Origin of the sequence: Natranaerobius trueperi (assembly GCF_002216005.1) — a bacterium.
GTDB classification, from domain to species: Bacteria; Bacillota; Natranaerobiia; order Natranaerobiales; family Natranaerobiaceae; genus Natranaerobius_A; species Natranaerobius_A trueperi.
Genome location: NZ_NIQC01000011.1, coordinates 16,046 through 34,959 on the forward strand (window position 1 = coordinate 16,046; position 18,914 = coordinate 34,959).

Consider the following 18,914-nt stretch of genomic DNA (forward strand, 5'->3'; position numbering starts at 1 on the left):
TGATTATTTATGGACAGTGAGCTTTTAAAAACAGATAAGGAGCAATCAAACGGTATTTCAACCGTTTAACTGCTCCTTGGTACAAGTTATATACTTATAATGTTTTGGTTATAAAGAATCGGAACAACTATCGTCGTTTGATTTCCACCATTTTGTTGTAGTAGAAGAACTGCTGCTTGAACTAGTAGTTGTACTAGTTGTTGTAGTGGACGTAGTAGGTGGTGGTGTTGGTGGTGGCGTTTCTTTTATAATATCAGTTGTATCTTCTAATTTGAACTGAAGTAACATTTGCTTTTTTATCACTGATCTTAACGTCTTATCAACTGAGCGGTTAATTTCTAATAAATCCTCTATGGTTGGAGATTTTTTCTGTTTATGTTCTTCAAGTGTTCCAATAACAAATTGGATTTTTTCTGCTTCAGCATTAATCATGTGAGCTAAACTAAGTTCTTCAGAAGCAATTGAAGCTAACAAAAGATTGACTACCTGTTCTTTGTCTAGATCCATTTCTGGTTTTATATCAGGAAGATTAGGAAATGACATGACTTTCCCTCCTTTTTTATATTCTCTTTAATTAATATTTATAGTTGAGGCATTATATTACATATAATTGCATAAAAATAAGAAGCATAGGAAGGGGTTTGTATACCCTTCCCATGCTTCTAAGCAAAATTAGAGAAATTAACTACTCATTATTATTAGTAGTAGTTTCTGGAATATCAAGAGTATCTTCTAACTTGAACTGAAGTAACATTTGTTTCTTAATTGCAGATCTTAATGTTCTTTCTACAGAACGGTTAATTTCCACTAAATCGTCATTGTTTTCAGCAAAATCTAGACCAGTTTGAATTTTCTCTCCTTCAGCATTAATAATGTGAGCTAAACCAAGTTCTTCAAAAGCAATCGATGCCAGTGTAAGATTGATAACATCTTCTCTCTCAATATTTATATCTGGGGTCACATCAGGAATGTTTGGAAATGACATAATTTACCTCCTTCTTGATTTTGTACTGTATTATATTCATAGCTATTGAATGTGTGAACTTTATATCAGGTCTTTTTATCATTAAAAGATAACTCATAAATATAATTAGAATAAAATCAAATCATTAAATAGGACAAAGTAATATTTTAAAATCACAATATGTAAGTTATTAGTACTTAAGCTATTGTTTTTACCAAGAATTTTACTGGAAGGAGTAAAAGCTATGAAATTTGAGGATACCCTTAATCGTATACTAACATCTATTGCACATGAAGAAGAAAGTTTATCTAAGATGTTAGATGTAGAAACAAAAAAAATGTTACATATTTTAGATGAATATAAGCATAATAAGCTTTCAATACAAGAAACGAAGGATATAAACAAATGTGTAAACGAGACTATAGTAAATATGATTAAACTTCAGATGTTGTTACAACATAAAGTGGATAGTATCAAGGAATTACTACCTTCAACAACTACTGAAAGTACTACAAATACCAACTCTCCAACTACAAAGACAAAACCTAAAAAGACCAAATCTACAAAGACCAAACCTAAAGCAACTTCTTCTACTACTCTAACAACGACACATACTACAACTTCGAGTACTTCAACAAGTACAACTACAACAAAAGAAAAAAAAGGAGAAAGGTCGGTTTGGACTTATTCTTTAGACTAATGAAATATAATCATGGTTACTTGAAGCAATTTGTGAACTGAGTCTAGACTAGAATAGAAGGCATGCTGAATATATTAGGTTACATATAATATGTAGTATGTTTATAGATAGATCACCCCAGGGGATTGACCCTGGGGTGATTTTTTAACTAATTCTTTTCTTTATTTTTAATCTCTCTTTCAGACTTTAGTGCTGGGATAGTAAAGTATCCTAATATCACGAAGTAAAGTCCATAAAAGATAACCATCCAAAGAATGGCTTCACCAACCATAATCCTACCTCCTTTAACACCTCAAGTTACGAGGATTTAGTATATACCGTTGATTTTTCACCTTTAATAGGTTGAGTGTCTTTATTAGTAGATTCAATGTTTGCTTTTTTAGTTAATGGGCCTTTAACTAAGTTTTCTGCTAGTAGATCGTTTAATAGGTACATAATAATAGCTACAATTCCCCACTGAAAGAACATAGTACCTGTACTTTCAACTTTAAATGGGTGCCACCATGTTTCTGGGTACCACCCAATTGACTGATATACCCACCATCCAAAAAGAACTGTAAACATAACCGGAAATAACCTAATTAACCATGACCACCAAGGGCCAATTTTCATATCACTTAGTTCATTAGCTGCTGATAGTGCTAGGAAAAAGACAGGGGTTAAGATTGAACCACCAGGCATTTCAGTTAGTAGTTCAGTCATATAAATAAAGGTTAAACCAGTTCCACCTTCTGCAATAAAAGACTCTGCTTTTGTTACTGTAGGTGCTGTTGCATAAACGGTTGCAACAACAGCAGTTCCTGCAAAAAAGCCAGCTAATACATCAGCAAAGCCGATAATAAAGCTATTTCTACCAATGTCTTCTTTTTCACGTGAGTAAACAGCATATATCATAAGTACTCCCCAACCGGCACCTGTTGACCATGCAGCTTGAGTGAATGCTTTTAGCCAAACTCGTCGATTTAATAATTGAGGCCAATCAGGTACAAATAGATGATGGATACCATCAAATGCTCCTGGTAATGTAAGTGCTCTAATAGCTAGTATAATAATAACGACGAACAGGGAAGGTAATAAAACACTAATTGCTCGTTCAATACTTTTTATACCTTTATAGATTATTAAGATAGCAAGAATAACAGCAATCAAATGAAACAAAATAGTTTGTGATGGATCTGTGGTAAATGAATTCCACAGTCCCATAGCGTCAACATCAGAACTGAGTGTACCAGAAAAACTATAAGCTAGATACCTTAAACTCCAACCTGTTACAACACTATAATAAAAGGCAATACCTAAAGTACAAAAAGCTAACCATCCACCCATCCAAGTATATTTCTTTCCAGTAAAGTCTCTAAATGAAGCTAAATTACCTAAACGAGTTTTATAACCCATATAAAATTCAGCCATAAGTAAAGGAACTGCCCATACAAACACTGCTATAGTAAGTGCAAATAGAAAGGTTCCACCTCCAAACTCTGCAGCAACTTGTGGAAACCTCCAAATATTGCCTGTCCCAACAGCCATTCCAATAGCTGCACCTATAATAGAAAAGCGGCTACCAAAACTTTCGCGAGCAACCAAAACTCTTAAACCTGGAGAAAAAGTTCGTGTGATAAAATCACTTATTTCAATGAAAGTAGTGTTTATCTTCCCAAAAGACGGTAAGTCTGTTTGTAATATATTACTGATAAACTACTGTAACTAGACTTTTAATGTGATCTATAGCCTTTTCTAAATTAATTAAAAAGTAATAAAAGAAAAGGGCTAGTTAATTATTCATAGCCCCATTACAATTAATATTAAGTGCTTTTGAGAGAAGAAAATAGTCTCGTATATTTTAAAATTAGCCACAAAATCTGTTATTCAGGTAAAAAGACTCCAATTTCTTCAGAACGGCGACAAATACTGTTGGTACAACCAATAACAAAGAAAAAGGCAAGAAGTGCTGGTGGTACTTCCCAACGGAATTCGACTACTCGATCATCTACAGGTCTTATAGCACTAATAAGTTGGGTGAATTCAAATGTATCAACACCAGTTGGAAATTGGAAAAACAGTGCTGTAGTTATAGGAATAGAAAAAGTAACTCTAACAATTGTAAGTGGCTCTAATTGAACGAAGCCGCCTACCATAGAAAGAGGACGACGTTTTTTATCAAGAAATTCTATATCAATAATTTCTGGTATTTTCTTTTTATCTTCAGTAGAGCACTTTTTTTCATACTTTATTAGCTTTTGCAAGTGATGAATTAAGAAGAGAAGCAATGGAATGCCTTGATCGAGTTGGACTGAGTCATTTGGCTAAAAGACGTGCGGATCAGTTATCGGGTGGTCAAAAGCAACGAGTAGCTATAGACCGAATGCTAATACAAAAGGCTGAACTCGTGTTGGCAGATGAACCAATAGCTAGTTTAGATCCTAAAGCAGGTAGAGAAGTAATGGATCTATTATGTGAAGTTGTTCGGGAAAGAGATTTAACCGTTATCTGTGTGTTACATCAGATGGATGTTGCTATGGATTACGGTGAAAGAATTATTGGTTTGAAAAATGGAGAACTAGTCTTAGATAATGATGTTAAAAATATTTCTACGGAGCGTTTACAGTCTCTCTATGAAGACGGATCTCAAAAGGATACAGAAAATAATAATACAACTTATAATTTTGTTGAAAGGCCTGTGGTATCTCATGTCTAAAGTTGACAACCTAAATGAAAATATGCCTGCTAGATTTAAACGTCCTTCAATAATAACATGGATTAGCATGGTGATTTTTTTAGCCTTTTTCATGCATGGATTATATATAGCTGATATCACTGTAGAACGAGCATTTGGCGGAATTGTAAATGTGGGACATTTCGTATATAATGCTTTTCCACCTGATATAACTAGAATAGGACATGCCTCTAAAGCTATGTTTGAAACTTTTGAAATGGCTTTAGTGGGCACTACTATTGGAGTCATAATGAGTGTACCTATAGCACTCTTGGCATCTAGTAACACAACTCCTCATAGCTTAGTAAGCAGTGTAACTAGAGGGCTTGTGTCTATGGTTAGAACTATACCTGACTTAATTTGGGCTTTAATATTTGTGATTTCGGTAGGGTTAGGTCCTTTTGCTGGGATACTTACCATTATGGTTGATACAGTAGGATTTTGTGGGAGATTTTTTTCTGAACGGATAGAAGAGATAGATTCAGGGCCGGTAGAAGCATTAGAAGCAACTGGTGGGTCTGGTGTAGGAGTGATTGTAGGTTCGGTTATTCCAGCGGCCTTTCCATCCTTTGTTGCTACTAGTTTGTATGCAGTAGAAAAATCAATACGGTCGGCTGTAGTTTTGGGATTAGTAGGAGCTGGTGGAATTGGTGTTGAATTATCAACAGCTATGCAGTTAAGAAGATTTAATGAAGCTTTAATGATTATTTTAGTTATACTTGTGGTAGTAATATTTGTGGAACAAATTTCCTCAAATATCAGAAAAAAAGTTATCTAGTAAAATACTCAGCCCAGAATTGGTTTAACAACTTATTCTGGGCTTTTTTGTAAGCACTAAATCACCTTATTGTACTATAAAGTTGGGTTTAAAAATATACAAGATTTACAGCGAAAAATGGTAAGATAATAAATTAGTTGGTTTGTCCTTAGATGACATGACCATGAAACGATACAATAACTATAACATTTTTCAATTCTAATCCTATTGGGAAGGGTTCTACCTTCACAATAGGATTTTTTTTAACATAAAATTAACTTAGTTATAACAAGTGTTTAATAATAATCGCTTACAATTAGAGTGACAAAATCAGCACAAACAAAGTAAAGAAAGGGGATAATTAGATATGGTTGATCTATATACTTGGTTACAATATATTTTTTTAGGAATTCTTCAAGGAGCTACTGAACCTCTTCCCATTTCTTCTAGTGGTCATTTAGTGATAGCTCAACATTTATTTGGTATTAAAACACCGGATCTACATTTAGAGGTTTTTCTAAATGGTGCTTCGTTATTTGCAGTCTTTTTTATCTATAAAGACGATATAATTAAGTTAATTCTAGACCTACTTGTCTATTTCCGAAATCCTCGTGAAAATGACAGTACCCCTCTAAAATTTAGTTTGTTATTAGTGATAGCCACTATACCGGCAGTTATTATAGGTGGATTTCTTTCTGATTTTATTGGAGGAGAGTTAACCAATGTCCGTACTGTAGCCGTTTCCTTATTAGTTACAGGTATAGCTCTATGGTTGATCAGGAAGTTACGTGGTACTAAGCAAGATTCCGATATATCTTTTGTAGATGCTCTGATTATTGGAGGAGCTCAATCCTTGGCTTTGGCTCCAGGTATTAGTCGATCGGGTGCTACAGTAGTTGCCGGACTAGGAAAAAAATTAGCTCCTGATGTGGCTTTGAAATTTTCTTTTTTTATGTCTATACCGGTTAGTATCGGAAGTTTAGTTTTTGAAAGCGGTTCTATTTTAACAGCATTGACAACTCCAGGATTATTATTACCTTATTTGTTAGCTTTTGTAGTAGCAATTGTGATTTCCATTTTATCTATTAAATTATTGATTAATTTAGTTACCAATGGTAATCTAATTTATTTTTCAGGTTATTGTTTGATATTATCTTTATTGCTTTTGATGTTTAGATAATTTATGTCTAAAAGTAATTAATCAGACGTGCTATGAAAGCATTTCGAAACTAACTCTATTGTAGTAAGGATGGTGTTATATGTCGCATAAAATTTTATTAGTAGAAGATGATTGTAATATAGCAAAGCTAATTGTTTATGAATTAAAAAAAGAAGGTTTTCAAGTTTGTCATGTAGCTGATGGAAAAAGTGCCATTAACAAAGTTCTAGCTGAATATTTTGATTTAGTTATCTTAGACCTCATGATTCCAAAAGTGGACGGGGCAGAAGTATGTAAATCGATTCGTACTAATATTAGCCACCGATATATGCCTGTAATTATAGTTTCTGCTAAAGATGATGATATAGATAAAATTATTGGTTTAGAGCTGGGGGCAGATGATTATATAACTAAACCTTTTAATAAGAGGGAGTTAACAGCTCGGGTGAAAGCTCACTTGAGAAGAGAGCAGTTATTAGAGTTGATTAATGGTGATAAGGCTTATAAGTCAAGTGATCATACTAATAATGAAACGATTCAAGTGGGCTCTTTAGTTATGAACCTTAATAAGCACCAAGCTTTTATAGATAATAAAAAGCTACAGTTAACATCAAAAGAATTTGAGCTACTTAGATTTTTAGCTTTATCACCTGGGCAAGTATTTACTAGAAATGAGTTGTTAGAAAACATTTGGAAAACTAAATATCGTGATCAAAAGACTGTAGATGTTCATATACGGTATATTAGGCAAAAGATAGCTGATACTGGATGGGATCAACAATTGATAGAAACAGTTCGTGGAATAGGGTATAGAGTGATTGATGATACAAAAGAATAAAAACAGTTTAAGGCCTTAATTTTGTGAGGCCTTATTTTTTTATTTAATTTAACCTTGATTTACAGCCACTATAGCAACACCTTTTTTAAATATTAGCCAAATACTATTCCATTTATTGTTACGTTGTTGAGATTTTGACTGTGATTTTTTTCATTATAAAGGAGGATTTTTAAAAAAAACAGAGAATTGAATAATATTAAGAACGGTATGTCAAAACATGCATAACGATATGTCAATGTCTTTAAAAGTACAGAAACGACAATTATTTCATCATTCAACCATTTTTTTTGCTATCGTTATGGCGCGACAAACATATCGAGTTAAGTAACTAAAAACTATAACAAAATTATTTTAATGAAAGGAGCTAACTTTCTATGTTTAAATCACTATTAAAAATGTTTGTGATTATTTTATCAATTTTTGTGCTAGTCGGATGTGGAGGGGGACAAGCTGATACAAATGTGGATGAGGAAGAAAGTTCCTCTGAAGATGTAAAAACAGAAGCAGAAGGAAACGATTATCCCGGAGAGGAAGATGTAGTAACTATTGTTTGTGATCAAGATGGGGAAATTGAAATTAGTGTAGAAGAGCTTATGGAACTTGATTCTGTTACAGAAGAAATTGTGAGAAGAGATGATGATGGAGAGATTGAGGACGAATATCCGATTCAAGGTGTATTATTTAAAGAGATGCTGGATTCTATCGATTGGGATCATGATACCGTAGATACCATTCGCTTGACTGCTGGTGACGGTTATTCAGTAGAGGTACCTAATAATATTTTAGCCAATAATGAGGTTATTTTGGCGTATGAGATAGATAATGAACCACTTTACGATGATACTAGACCTCTGAGAGCTTTCATTCCAGAAGAAGAAGCAATGTATTGGGTTAGTAATTTGGTGGAAATAGAGTTATCTAGTATTAGTTCAAGGACCGATGCGGACGCTGATTCAGATGGCCATGATAGTGAAGAAGCATCTTCCTTAGAAGAGATAGTATTTTTAGAAACTAAAGTATCTGAAATGGAGAACTTTGAGTATGAAGGAGAAGAAAAAGGAAAAGCTGTTGCGACTTCTGATCTATTAGGAGACTTAGAAGTTTCTGATGAAATTTACCTATTAGCTTCTGATGGTTTTGACAAAAATGAAGAGCTAGATACCTTTATGGATGCTTATATCCTTACTCAAGGTGAAGATGTCCCAGCTTTTAGATCACCTGACCTTCCTAGAGGTATGCATGTGAGAGATCTCACCTGGATTTCAGCAGGTAGTGTAGGGTTTTTCTCAATTGAACAGGGGTTAGAAAAGTTTGATGAGAAAACTGTGGAAGAAGATACCGGTGTATCTTTTCTAGAGTTGACCCAAGAATTTGATCTACAAAAATCTGAGAAATACATATTAGAAGCTGAAGATGGATATTCAGTGGAGATAGAACATGACGATTTATCATCTGGAATTGTGTATATTAGTGATAGTGAAGAAGTATCTTCAGTATTTGATGGATTGCCTAGAAATACTGCTGTAAACGATCTTAAGTCTATTCGTGTGGTAGAGTAAAGAGATAGATTAGCTTTTTGAGAGGTGTGGTTAACGTGGCGACAGAAAAAACTTATTCAGGTAATTCGTTGTTAAATAAATTTTCTATATTCGATTTGATTGTGATATCTCTCATGGCATGTCTGGGGATTGCCATCAAACCTGTTATTGTACCATTAGCTCATATCATAACTGGGCCTTTATTTATACCCGGTGGTGTGGTAGCTGGTGGTTTTTACATGATGTGGCTTGTCATGGGAGCAGGACTTGTAGGTAAACTTGGAACCGCTACATTGATTGCAATAGTTCAAGCCATTGTGATTATGGCTATTGGTTTCTTTGGAACTCACGGATTTATGAGTGTTTTTACATATATTTTACCCGGTCTTTTTGTAGATTTGGTTTTCCTTATCTCTCGACACAGAGGATGTTGTGTAGGATGCTGTTTTGTTGCCGGAATAGCTGCTAATATTAGCGGTACATTTCTAGTGAATATAGTATTTTTTAGACTGCCGATAATCCCATTATTATTAAGTTTATCAGCTGCAGCTCTGTCAGGAGGTCTAGGAGGGATTATTTCTAATGCTGTTGTAAAGCAGTTTAAAGAAAAACTGGCCTGGTAGATATTTAGGTCGTTAAGAAGGCATGTAGTAGCAGGAGGTGAATCTATGAAACAGATATATATAGTATTTGTATTAGCAATAGTGGGTTTAGTTGCTATGACAGGTTGTGTCGATGATGCATCCACTAAAGAAGGAGGGGATAGCTCTCCTGATAGTTCATCATCTCTTCCAATGAAGATAGTAGGAGATGTGGATGAACCAGTTACTATTGAACAGCTTAGTGATATTTCTGAGACTGAAACTATTGAACATAGAGAGGAAGATTTAGAAGTCATTTCATTACAGGATCTACTTTATAAGTCTCAACCTTATACTAAAGATATGCAAACAGTGTTCATAAGCCATGATGGCTTTAGTGCTGAAATATCTAGTGAAGATCTAAGTGAGAGCTATATTGCTCGTACTCAAGAAAATGGCTGGGAAGCAATTAATTATAATCATCCGGTAAGCAGTAATATCAAAGACATTAGTCATATAGTTGTCTCTTCTAATGATCTGTGTTTAGAAGATGGTTTTAATATAATTGAGCCTGAAAAAAACATTACAAGCTTATCTCCAGGGCAGATCTATCAGGATGGATATTCAGTAGTTCCCACTTATAGAGGGAGCTCGAGTGTCAAAAATGATGAAAAAGAACTAGAGGTTAGTACATTTAATAGAAGAAAAATTATTGATATTGAAAAGTACGTTAACTTGTCAGGTAGAGAAGAAATAATTATTGTAGGAGAACAAGGGGAAATAGAACCCCTTCGTCAGGATGGGAAATTTATTCTCAATAAAAATAGTATCGGTTATATGGCCGGAGATGATATATACATTGATCAAGCTGCAGGAATTGTGTTAGATCCGCCAGATAAGATGATTACAGATGCTTATCACGATACCAAAGAGCTACTAGCTCAAGATGAACAAGTATTACTGATATTAATAGATGGCCTAGGTTATCATCAGTACGAGTATGCTGTTGATAATGGATACGCACCTTTTTTAGAGAGCTTACCAAAACCTGAACAGGCTATGGTAGCGTATCCCCCTGTGACACCAGTAAATGTAGCAGCATCACTTACCGGAGAACTTCCCTATATCAATGGAGTTTATGAGCGAGGTATTAGAAGAGTGGACGTCCCCACTATTTTTGGTTATTGTGAAGATCATGGTAAAGAGTCAGCTGCTATTATTGGTCCTATGGAGACTATAGAATTGGAGATTGATCCCGTGTTTTCATTAGATCAAAACAATGATGGAAGCACTGATGGTAAAAAGAGAGAGAATGCTCTTTCAAAAATGTCTCAAGAAAAGGTTCATGACTTAATGTTTGTCCACTATAAAGATGTTGATAGAATAGGTCATAATCACGGAAATATGGCAAAAGAGACCATGGAAGCTATAGCCTACAATGATGAACTAGTTAAAGAACTAGTAACTCATTGGGATGGAAAGGTTATCGTCTATGCTGATCACGGTATGCATGAAACAGAAGATGGTGGAGATCACAACTCAGTTATGACAGAAGATATGTTTATGCCTTATTGGCAATTTGATGGAGGTGAGATAGATGAATAAAAAAGTTTTAACAGCTGTAGCTGTGTTAGTACTTATAGTGGCAGTTACAGCTTACCTTAATGCTGGTGAGAGTGAAGAACGAGCTCGAAGTCAAGAAGAAGCTACGATTTTCATAAACCATGAAGGTGAACAAGTAGCAGAAGTGGAGTTTGATAATATATTAGATCTAGAACAACAAGAGTTTGAAGAAACTCTTAGAAGCAGTGATAGTCCAGACAGAGATAATATGTACACAGGGGTAGCCCTTAAAGATCTATTAGCTGACAGAGATATCTCATTAGACGAAATAGAACAGGTGGTTACTAGAGCTGTAGATGGTTATACGGTGGCATTGTCTGCAGAGGAAGTACTAGAAGAAGATAATGTGTATATTGTCTACAAGGTAAATGATAAACCACTACCTCCCAAAGAAGAAGGGGGTTCAGGACCATATCAGATAGTTATTAGAAATGATGATTTTGGCCAGAGATGGAATAAATTTTTAATGGAGCTGGATGTAAATTGAGTTGTCTAGTTGCAATAAATCGCTTGTGGTTTAAGTTTACAGAACAAGATGATTACCTTTTAAAAGATATCAATTTACAAGTAAACTCTGGTGAGGTTGTTGCTATAGTAGGTTTAAGTGGAAGCGGGAAAAGTACACTATGTTATTGTATCAGTGGTATTATCCCTTTGATAAAAAAAGGAATTATAGATGGTGAGGTTCTAATCAAGGGAAAATCTACTAAGAAAGTTGATATTTCTCAAGTTTCTACAAATCTAGGGATAGTTTTTCAAAATCCGGATACACAGCTTTTTTCTCCTACTGTGGAGGATGAAATTGCCTTTGGACCTGAAAATATGTGCTTTTCACGAGAAGAGATAGATAAAAGGGTAACCAGCTCTCTTAAGAAAATTGGGATGGAAGATTTTCGATTTAAAAATCCGAAATCCTTATCAGGAGGTCAGAAACAGTTAATAGCTCTGGCCTCTGTATTGAGTTTAGACCCGGAGATACTTATCTTTGATGAGGCCATGTCCCAGTTAGACCAAAACGGAAAAAAGATGATCAATGAATTAATTGCCACTTTAAGACAAGAGGGTAAAACTATCATTATGGTAGAACACGATCTTGATAATCTTCATATGGCAGATCGTGTTAAATTACTGCGAACAGGGGAACTAATGGATTTTAACGGTGAGCTATAATAGTTGAAGGGGTGATGACTTTGTACTACTTAGATAATGTAAATTATAGCTACGATGGACAAAAACTAGCTTTATCAGTAGTAGATTTAGCTATTTCAGATACTGGGTTAACTGCTGTTATCGGTGATAATGGTAGTGGAAAGACCACCCTAGGTAAACTTCTTGCAGGAATATTGAAGCCTACTTTTGGTCGAGTACTATTACAGGGACAAGATACTAAAGAGATGACTTTAGGTGAGATTGGAAATAGAATCGGTTATCTATTCCAAGAACCTGAGCGCCAAATATTTGCTCCTACAGTAGAAGAAGAGCTTTCATTTGTTTTAAAAGTTAAAGGTTTTACTAAAGAAAAAATTAACGATATGGTAGATGAAATGTTAACAAGGTTTCATCTAGAGCATCTACGAAAAAATTTCCCTTTTTACCTTAGTAGAGGAGAAAAACAAAGACTAGCGTTAGCCACAGTTTTAATCGACAAACCTAGGTTTATTATACTAGATGAACCCACTACTGCTTTAGATATTAAAAGGAAGGCTGAACTATCTAATATTTTAAAAGAGTTGTTAGATGAAAATATAGGGATGATGATTATTAGCCATGACTATCAATTTGTTACTAAACACGCTACTAGGGTGATTGAGATAGATGGAGGTGTAATATCCCATGACTCATGTAACCCAAAAGAGAGAGCAAATGAACCAGTATGATCCCAGGACTAAACTTGTTATTGTTATGTGTATCTCAAGTTTAGCAGTTCTTTTGCAAGATATATTGCTGATGACAGGGGTACTAATAGTCGCTTTTGGTTTTTCATTTTATTTTAAAAGTGATGTAATAAAAGCTTTATATAAGTTAAGAAGATTTTTTTGGGTTTTTGTTGCTATGCTCTTTATCCAAAGTGTTTTTACTACTGGTGGAAAAGAGCTAATTAGTATAGGTGATTTCACTTTAGTTTCAAGTTTAGGACTGTTTAGAGGGATCTCTATAATACTTAGAGTTATGATTATAATTGTATCAGCAACAATTATGACAACATCTAGCTCAAGAGATATTGTCCAGGGACTTTATCAATGGAAGATACCGTATGAACTAACCTTTATGGTGGCTGTGGCTATAAGATTTTTACCACTTCTAAAAGAAGAGGTAGAGGATATGGTGATAGCTATACAATTACGGGGACTAGAACTTGAGAAAATTCCTATGGGACAGAAAATAAAGATTTATTCTTATTTACTTATGCCTATGATAGCAAGTGTTATGGGAAAAGCAAAAGACCTATCTATAGCTGTAGAAATGAGAGGTTTTAGAGCTTACCCTTACAGAACTAGTTTTAGACAACTAAATCTTGCTATTAAAGATTATGCAGTTATGACATTTACAACTATTATAACTATAACTGTTATGTGGTTTTACTTTGTTCATTGGAGATATGTTTGATTAATAGATTAGAAAAAGGGTAGGTGGTAGCGTGAAAGTATTAACTGTTGTGGGAATAACCGGGTCAGGAAAAACTACCATAATAGAAAATATTATTACTGAACTGTCGAAAAGACGGTATCATGTAGGATCTGTCAAAGAAATTCATTATGAATTATTTGCTATAGATGAAGAAGGAACCAATACTGATCGACATAATAAAGCTGGAGCTGATTTAGTAACAGCTAGAGGTTATTTTGAAACCGATATTTTACATAAAGAACGTTTATCAATGAATGATATATTAAAGTACTATGATCATGATTATGTGGTCTTAGAAGGAGTAGACGATTTCTATGTACCTAAAATTATATCTGCCCATACTACTCAAGAAATTGACGCTAAATTAGATGAGACTGTTTTTGCTATATCTGGTCGTATCGCTAATGAGTTAGATACCTATAAAGGGATTCCAGTCATTAACCCTGTTTCTGATATAGAAAGATTAGTTGATATAATAGAAGAAAAAATATTTTCAGTGTTACCAAACTTACCTGAAAAGTGCTGTGGGGAATGTGAATATTCATGTAAACAATTAGTGGCAAAAATACTTGCAGGTGAAAAAACTAGAGAGGACTGTCCTATAGGGCAAAAGGAACAAGTGCGGCTACATATTGGAGGACAAGAGATTGATATGGTACCCTTTGTACAAGATATCCTCCGAAACGCTGTAGAAGGAGTGGTGAAAGAGTTAGATGGATATAATAAAAACGCTACTATATCAGTTACTATAGGTGATAACAGTGATACTACCTACTGACTTCCTGATTGAATGGGGCATTATCCATTATACAGTGGTTAAAGAGTTTAAAAGTAAAAAAAATGATGTCCGGATGCTGAAAGTAACCACTAATACCGGAAATAGCTATACTTTAGTGTATAAATATTTCGCTAATAGATTTAGCTATCAGCGTGAAATAAAAATTATGACTAAGCTACAAGAAATGGGAGCGCCTGTTCCCAAACTGATTTACAGTAGTAAACAAATTATAATCACCCAATATATAGAAGGTCCTTTGTTGGTAAATGAACTATTTAAACATGGTCATGATATTCTAGAAGCAGACTTGTTAGGAGATACCTTAGAGAAGATATATGTGGAACTAGCAAACATAAAAACAGTAGTAAAACCATCCCAATGTGCACAAAAACCACAATTACAAGAGGGACAAATGATATTAGGAGATATGAATCTACGAAATTTTATTCTCAATAGAGAAGATGTGAGAATCTATCGCATAGATTTTGAATCGGTCGGATACGGTTCACTTTCACAAGATTTAGGTAAATTATGTGCTTTTTGTATCACTTATGATCCTCCCTTTACTGATGAGAAGATAAGACTTACTAAAAGACTATTTAATTCTCTTTTAGATAGATTTTTTATGCTTAAGTCAGAAGTTAAAAATGAAATTTTTTTAGAGCTGTCACAAATAAGCAAACGAAGAAAGATAGATTTACCTAGTCTTGTTATAAAAGAGATAAATAATTGGTAGCCCATAGACCTCCTAGGATAAATATTATTCTAGGAGGTTGATTCTTTGTTTCAAAATATTAAATAGGTTTATTTAAGTTTCTATTTTATTAAACATAGGACTTCCGATCAGTAATAAAACAACTATTAGTACTCCTAGGATACCTACGTTTAATAAATTACCAACTGTAAAATCAAGATTCATTATCCCTCTTAATAAGTTAACACTATGAGTCATAGGGTTGAAATTAGTAAGTGTAGCTACGAAAGAAGGTAAATTTTCAATTGGAAAGATTGCTCCTGATAAAAAGAACATAGGAAAGATTATAAAGTTCATTATTATAGGAAAAGCCTGCATATCATCTATCTGTGTTGCAATTACTGTCCCTAACAATGTAAATAATAGTGCAACTAAAAGCATTCCTATTATAAATAGTGGTAGAGTACCAAAGTGTGCTATTTCGTATCCTAAAAAGATTAAACTAAGACTAAAAACTATTAATCCCTGAATCATACTAGTTATAGCTCCTCCAAGACAGCGTCCGATAAGGAGGTGTGGTCTTGGTACAGGTGCTACTAAAGTTTCTTTTAAAAATCCAAACTGTTTATCCCATATAATAGAGGTACCATTCATCATAGAGCCGAATAGTAGTGTCATTCCAACAACTCCTGGAGTAAGAAATTGGACATAATCTATATCACCTACTTGATCAAATACTGGTCCAAATCCAAACCCCATAGCAAGTAAAAAGATAGTAGGTTGAGCTATAGATCCCAAAACTCTTGGTTTAGAGCGATAAAAAAGTTTTATTTGTCTAATCACCATAATAAATATAGTTTGCAAAGTTCACCCTCCTTATCGTAGGTCATATCCGGTAATTTCAAGGAATGCTTTTTCTAGAGAATCAGTTTCGGTATTCTCTCGAATGTCTTCACTTGTTCCGACTTTTAAGATTTTACCTTTATCTATAATTGCTATGTTTTTAGCTACTTTTTCAGCTTCTTCAAGATTGTGAGAAGTTAAAAAGATCGTAATATCTTGGTTTGAATTCACCTCATCTATATGTTGCCAGAGAAAATAACGTGTTTGTGCATCTAAACCAGATGTAGGTTCATCTAATATTAATATCTCTGGGTTATGTAAAAGTCCACGAACAATCTCTATACGTCTTTTCATACCCCCAGAAAAGGTTTTAATTAAATTATTTCGCCGTTCCCAGAGACCTATATTGTTTAACATATACTCAATACGGTCTTTTCGTTCAGTCTTGGGTACTTTATAAAGAACACTATGATAATATAAGTTTTCATAAGCTGTTAACTCATTATCTAAAGTATGGTCTTGAAACACCACACCGATAGCTTTTCTTACTTTATCTTGTTGGGTGACAGTGTCATAGCCATTTACCTTTATACTTCCAGAAGTAGGGTGTAAAACAGTTGTTAGAATTTTAATTGAAGTACTTTTCCCTGCGCCATTAGGACCAAGAAAAGCAAAAATATCACCTTTTTTAACAGTAAATGAGATATTATCTACAGCAGTAAATCCATTATATTCTTTTGAAAGGTTATTGACTTCAATTGCATTTTCCTTCAATACTATCATCCTTTCCTAAAGCACTATAACTTTATATGTTTTTTGTAATAGTTTTAGAAGTTGTTTATATTCTTCATCACTAAAAAATTTTTTTAATACTTCAAAATAAATAGCTAGATCCTTGCTGATTCTTATTATTAGCCTGCCATCTTTTTTTAACAACATGTTATAAGTAGTAATTAATGAATTAAGTATTCATTAAAATAACAGCTAGTGACTAATTATTTAGAAATAGTAACCTTTAAGGAGTGATATTAATGAATTATAAACATCTAGAACAGTTATTTAAAAAACATAAGTTTTATGATTTTAAATGGATTAAAGCTAGAAATATAGTAATAAAACAATGGGTCCGGTTTAAGTGTCTTTTTATGTGTAATACTTATGGAACTAAATCAGTATGTCCACCTAATATGCCAACTATAAAAGAGTGTGAAAAGTTTTTCTTAGAATATACTGATGCTGCAATTTTAAGAGTAGAAATAGAAACAAGCTCAGATGAAGTTTCTGCAATATTACATGATATGGATGATAGACTAATGGAACTAGAAAAAGAAGTTTTTTTCTTAGGTTATTATAAAGTGATGACTTTTCCAGCCACAATTTGTTATAGGTGTGAAAAATGCTCTAGAAATATTAATACATGTAATAATAAAGAACTGTCTAGACCAACTCCTGAAGCTTTAGGTGTAGATCTGTTTGAAACTGTAAAAAAAGTTGGTTATTCGATTGAAGTACTTTCTACCAATAACCAAAAAATGAACAGGTATGCAATCTTGATGATAGAATGATATTGTTTAAATTTTAATAATTTTATTAATGTATTAGAAACATTACGGACTTATATGGAGGAAATAGCAAGATAAAAAATACTGAATTAAGCTGAAAAAAAGTCATTGCCAACATCCCTAAATATCGCACCCTCTAATTGTAATTACAGTTAGAGGGAAAAGAAAGGATGCTAACAATGACTCAAGCCTATCATATCAAATATTTAGAACAGTCATTAATAAGAGAACTCGGTACATTCCATTAGAACATCCTCCTGGTGAAGCTCAAGTAGATTTTGCACTTCTGTGATTTACGACAATGTTATTCAAAGAGGGAAACAGGAATGAAATTATTTTGTCTATTGTATCTAACCTTTAGTGCTTATAATATTGAAGGTGTAACTGCTATTTAAGGAAATAAGCGGATGCCGGGACATTGGTATGCACAATATCCCGGCCTTCGACTTAATTTTAGTTGAAAAGTTAGCTTGTTTCGTTATTAGGTTCTTGCTTTTTTGAACAGCGATACTTAAATATACCTGCTGTTAGGGTAAGTGTAATTAATACTAGTCCGACAGTAAGTTCCCTAGGGAGCTGTTGCTGTGTTTCTTCTCCTATTGTATGTTCAGCACGATGCCCTAACCCATCCTCTGCAACAATATATTCTGCTTCTTCTTCAGGATAGTGGAATTTACCTTTATCATTAACATCACCATCCGTGATTTTTTCATCGCTTGCATCATAAACAGTTACTTCAGCATTTTTGGCTATCTCGCCGCCATCAAATAAGACTTGGATTTTACCATCTTCTACGGGTTCAATAAACATATTATGCGCCATAACAGGGGAAGCAACCAATAATGAAATAGTTAAAAAGACTATCACTAATTTGTTATTAATAGTTTTGGACATTTTCTTTCACCTCTCTAACAGGTAGTAATTCTGGCTTTGTCTGTTCAATTAATTTTAATGCCGAACCTGTTACTAGTGCTTCAATAATAATAAGTGGTAAGTGCCCAATGATCAAAATATTAATTGTTGAAAATGTTCCCTCTGTAAACCGCAAATCAGTCAGCAACAAAAGAGAAATTAAAATTAATATAGTAATAGGTACGGCCACTCCACCAGCCAAAGTTCCCTTGAAAAATGTACTGCGACCTACCATGCTATGATAAATTTTATGGGAAATTATAGCCGGTACAGCAAGCATAAAAGTGTTCGCCCCTAAAGTTGTGAGGCCACCATGCTGAAACAATATTGCTTGTAATAAGAGCCCGACAAACAGGGCGAGAGGGGCTCTCTTTCCTAGGACCACACCCATTAACCCTGCAAAAATAGGATGAATGGTTGACGGTCCTACAGGGATATTAATTAATGAAACAGCGAAAAATCCGCCGGCCATCAAACTAATTTTAGGAATATCTTCTTCCTCGATTCCTTTAATGGAATTTCCTACAGCCACTGCTGTTGCACCAAAAGTAGTTACAACCACAGGAAGGCTTAATACCCCGTCGGCGATATGCACTTATATCACTCCTTTCCTTAAATAAATCA

Annotated in this window: 24 protein-coding genes; 15 read left to right on the top strand and 9 right to left on the bottom strand. The window is 34.0% G+C overall.

Annotated features, from left to right (window positions below):
- Positions 1–108: 108 nt before the first annotated feature.
- Complete coding sequence (locus CDO51_RS06190; protein WP_205842132.1) at positions 109–543, bottom strand: alpha-helical endospore appendage domain-containing protein; 435 nt, start codon at positions 541–543, stop codon at positions 109–111.
- A 142-nt stretch (positions 544–685) separates the two neighbouring features.
- Positions 686–985: an alpha-helical endospore appendage domain-containing protein gene (locus CDO51_RS06195; protein ID WP_089023434.1), complete on the bottom strand. Its 300-nt coding sequence runs from the start codon at positions 983–985 to the stop codon at positions 686–688.
- Positions 986–1,208: 223 nt separating this feature from the next.
- On the opposite strand from CDO51_RS06195, the gene CDO51_RS06200 reads away from it, so the two are divergent.
- Complete coding sequence (locus CDO51_RS06200) at positions 1,209–1,664, top strand: alpha-helical endospore appendage domain-containing protein (protein ID WP_089023435.1); 456 nt, start codon at positions 1,209–1,211, stop codon at positions 1,662–1,664.
- Between the two features lie 148 nt (positions 1,665–1,812).
- Here CDO51_RS06200 and CDO51_RS14925 read toward each other — a convergent pair whose 3' ends face one another.
- The 3 genes from CDO51_RS14925 to CDO51_RS06210 all read right to left on the bottom strand — a co-directional run bounded on the left by CDO51_RS14925 (position 1,813) and on the right by CDO51_RS06210 (position 3,907).
- Positions 1,813–1,935 (bottom strand): hypothetical protein, encoded by a 123-nt coding sequence (locus tag CDO51_RS14925; protein ID WP_276206995.1) that lies wholly within the window; start codon positions 1,933–1,935, stop codon positions 1,813–1,815.
- 26 nt (positions 1,936–1,961) lie between these two features.
- Entirely contained in the window at positions 1,962–3,248 is a 1,287-nt protein-coding gene (locus CDO51_RS06205) for a sodium-dependent transporter (protein WP_169710428.1), read from the bottom strand.
- A gap of 278 nt (positions 3,249–3,526) precedes the next feature.
- Positions 3,527–3,907 (bottom strand): hypothetical protein, encoded by a 381-nt coding sequence (locus CDO51_RS06210; protein ID WP_158212344.1) that lies wholly within the window; start codon positions 3,905–3,907, stop codon positions 3,527–3,529.
- A gap of 56 nt (positions 3,908–3,963) precedes the next feature.
- On the opposite strand from CDO51_RS06210, the gene CDO51_RS06215 reads away from it, so the two are divergent.
- The 13 genes from CDO51_RS06215 to CDO51_RS06275 all read left to right on the top strand — a co-directional run bounded on the left by CDO51_RS06215 (position 3,964) and on the right by CDO51_RS06275 (position 15,015).
- Positions 3,964–4,359, top strand: coding sequence for an ATP-binding cassette domain-containing protein (locus tag CDO51_RS06215; RefSeq protein WP_240503504.1), 396 nt, complete (start codon positions 3,964–3,966; stop codon positions 4,357–4,359).
- Positions 4,352–5,155, top strand: a complete 804-nt coding sequence (gene phnE, locus CDO51_RS06220; RefSeq protein WP_205842133.1) for a phosphonate ABC transporter, permease protein PhnE — start codon at positions 4,352–4,354, stop codon at positions 5,153–5,155. The genes CDO51_RS06215 and phnE overlap by 8 nt, the downstream gene beginning before the upstream one ends.
- A gap of 346 nt (positions 5,156–5,501) precedes the next feature.
- Entirely contained in the window at positions 5,502–6,314 is an 813-nt protein-coding gene (locus CDO51_RS06225) for an undecaprenyl-diphosphate phosphatase (protein WP_089023438.1), read from the top strand.
- 79 nt (positions 6,315–6,393) lie between these two features.
- Positions 6,394–7,131 carry a response regulator transcription factor gene (locus CDO51_RS06230; protein ID WP_089023439.1) on the top strand — a complete coding sequence of 246 codons (738 nt, stop codon included), beginning with the start codon at positions 6,394–6,396 and terminating at the stop codon, positions 7,129–7,131.
- Positions 7,132–7,505: 374 nt separating this feature from the next.
- The gene (locus CDO51_RS06235) at positions 7,506–8,690 is read left to right on the top strand and encodes a molybdopterin-dependent oxidoreductase (protein ID WP_089023440.1); all 1,185 of its coding nucleotides are present in this window, start codon (positions 7,506–7,508) and stop codon (positions 8,688–8,690) included.
- A 35-nt stretch (positions 8,691–8,725) separates the two neighbouring features.
- Positions 8,726–9,292, top strand: a complete 567-nt coding sequence (locus CDO51_RS06240) for an ECF transporter S component (RefSeq protein ID WP_240503505.1) — start codon at positions 8,726–8,728, stop codon at positions 9,290–9,292.
- 45 nt (positions 9,293–9,337) lie between these two features.
- Positions 9,338–10,855 (top strand): alkaline phosphatase family protein, encoded by a 1,518-nt coding sequence (locus tag CDO51_RS06245; RefSeq protein WP_089023441.1) that lies wholly within the window; start codon positions 9,338–9,340, stop codon positions 10,853–10,855.
- Entirely contained in the window at positions 10,848–11,360 is a 513-nt protein-coding gene (locus tag CDO51_RS06250; protein ID WP_089023442.1) for a molybdopterin-dependent oxidoreductase, read from the top strand. The genes CDO51_RS06245 and CDO51_RS06250 overlap by 8 nt, the downstream gene beginning before the upstream one ends.
- Positions 11,357–12,043 carry an energy-coupling factor ABC transporter ATP-binding protein gene (locus CDO51_RS06255; RefSeq protein WP_089023443.1) on the top strand — a complete coding sequence of 229 codons (687 nt, stop codon included), beginning with the start codon at positions 11,357–11,359 and terminating at the stop codon, positions 12,041–12,043. Before CDO51_RS06250 ends, CDO51_RS06255 begins: the two co-directional genes overlap by 4 nt.
- Positions 12,044–12,057: 14 nt before the next feature.
- Complete coding sequence (locus CDO51_RS06260; protein WP_240503506.1) at positions 12,058–12,750, top strand: energy-coupling factor ABC transporter ATP-binding protein; 693 nt, start codon at positions 12,058–12,060, stop codon at positions 12,748–12,750.
- Positions 12,707–13,480 carry an energy-coupling factor transporter transmembrane component T family protein gene (locus tag CDO51_RS06265; RefSeq protein ID WP_089023445.1) on the top strand — a complete coding sequence of 258 codons (774 nt, stop codon included), beginning with the start codon at positions 12,707–12,709 and terminating at the stop codon, positions 13,478–13,480. Before CDO51_RS06260 ends, CDO51_RS06265 begins: the two co-directional genes overlap by 44 nt.
- A 31-nt stretch (positions 13,481–13,511) precedes the next feature.
- Complete coding sequence (locus CDO51_RS06270) at positions 13,512–14,279, top strand: molybdopterin-guanine dinucleotide biosynthesis protein MobB (RefSeq protein WP_089023446.1); 768 nt, start codon at positions 13,512–13,514, stop codon at positions 14,277–14,279.
- Positions 14,280–14,445: 166 nt separating this feature from the next.
- Positions 14,446–15,015: a phosphotransferase gene (locus tag CDO51_RS06275; protein ID WP_158212345.1), complete on the top strand. Its 570-nt coding sequence runs from the start codon at positions 14,446–14,448 to the stop codon at positions 15,013–15,015.
- A gap of 72 nt (positions 15,016–15,087) precedes the next feature.
- Here CDO51_RS06275 and CDO51_RS06280 read toward each other — a convergent pair whose 3' ends face one another.
- Both CDO51_RS06280 and CDO51_RS06285 read right to left on the bottom strand, forming a co-directional pair.
- Positions 15,088–15,837 carry an ABC transporter permease gene (locus CDO51_RS06280; RefSeq protein WP_240503507.1) on the bottom strand — a complete coding sequence of 250 codons (750 nt, stop codon included), beginning with the start codon at positions 15,835–15,837 and terminating at the stop codon, positions 15,088–15,090.
- Between the two features lie 12 nt (positions 15,838–15,849).
- Complete coding sequence (locus CDO51_RS06285) at positions 15,850–16,599, bottom strand: ABC transporter ATP-binding protein (RefSeq protein ID WP_089023448.1); 750 nt, start codon at positions 16,597–16,599, stop codon at positions 15,850–15,852.
- Positions 16,600–16,847: 248 nt separating this feature from the next.
- Here CDO51_RS06285 and CDO51_RS06290 point away from each other — a divergent pair, with 248 nt between their 5' ends.
- Positions 16,848–17,381 carry a DUF2284 domain-containing protein gene (locus CDO51_RS06290; protein WP_089023449.1) on the top strand — a complete coding sequence of 178 codons (534 nt, stop codon included), beginning with the start codon at positions 16,848–16,850 and terminating at the stop codon, positions 17,379–17,381.
- Positions 17,382–17,843: 462 nt separating this feature from the next.
- On the opposite strand, the gene CDO51_RS06295 is transcribed toward CDO51_RS06290, so the two are convergent.
- A complete protein-coding gene (locus tag CDO51_RS06295) occupies positions 17,844–18,272 on the bottom strand; it encodes a hypothetical protein (RefSeq protein ID WP_089023450.1) in 429 nt (142 codons plus the stop codon).
- Complete coding sequence (locus CDO51_RS06300) at positions 18,256–18,885, bottom strand: CbiM family transporter (protein WP_089023451.1); 630 nt, start codon at positions 18,883–18,885, stop codon at positions 18,256–18,258. Before CDO51_RS06300 ends, CDO51_RS06295 begins: the two co-directional genes overlap by 17 nt.
- Positions 18,886–18,914 lie beyond the last annotated feature (29 nt).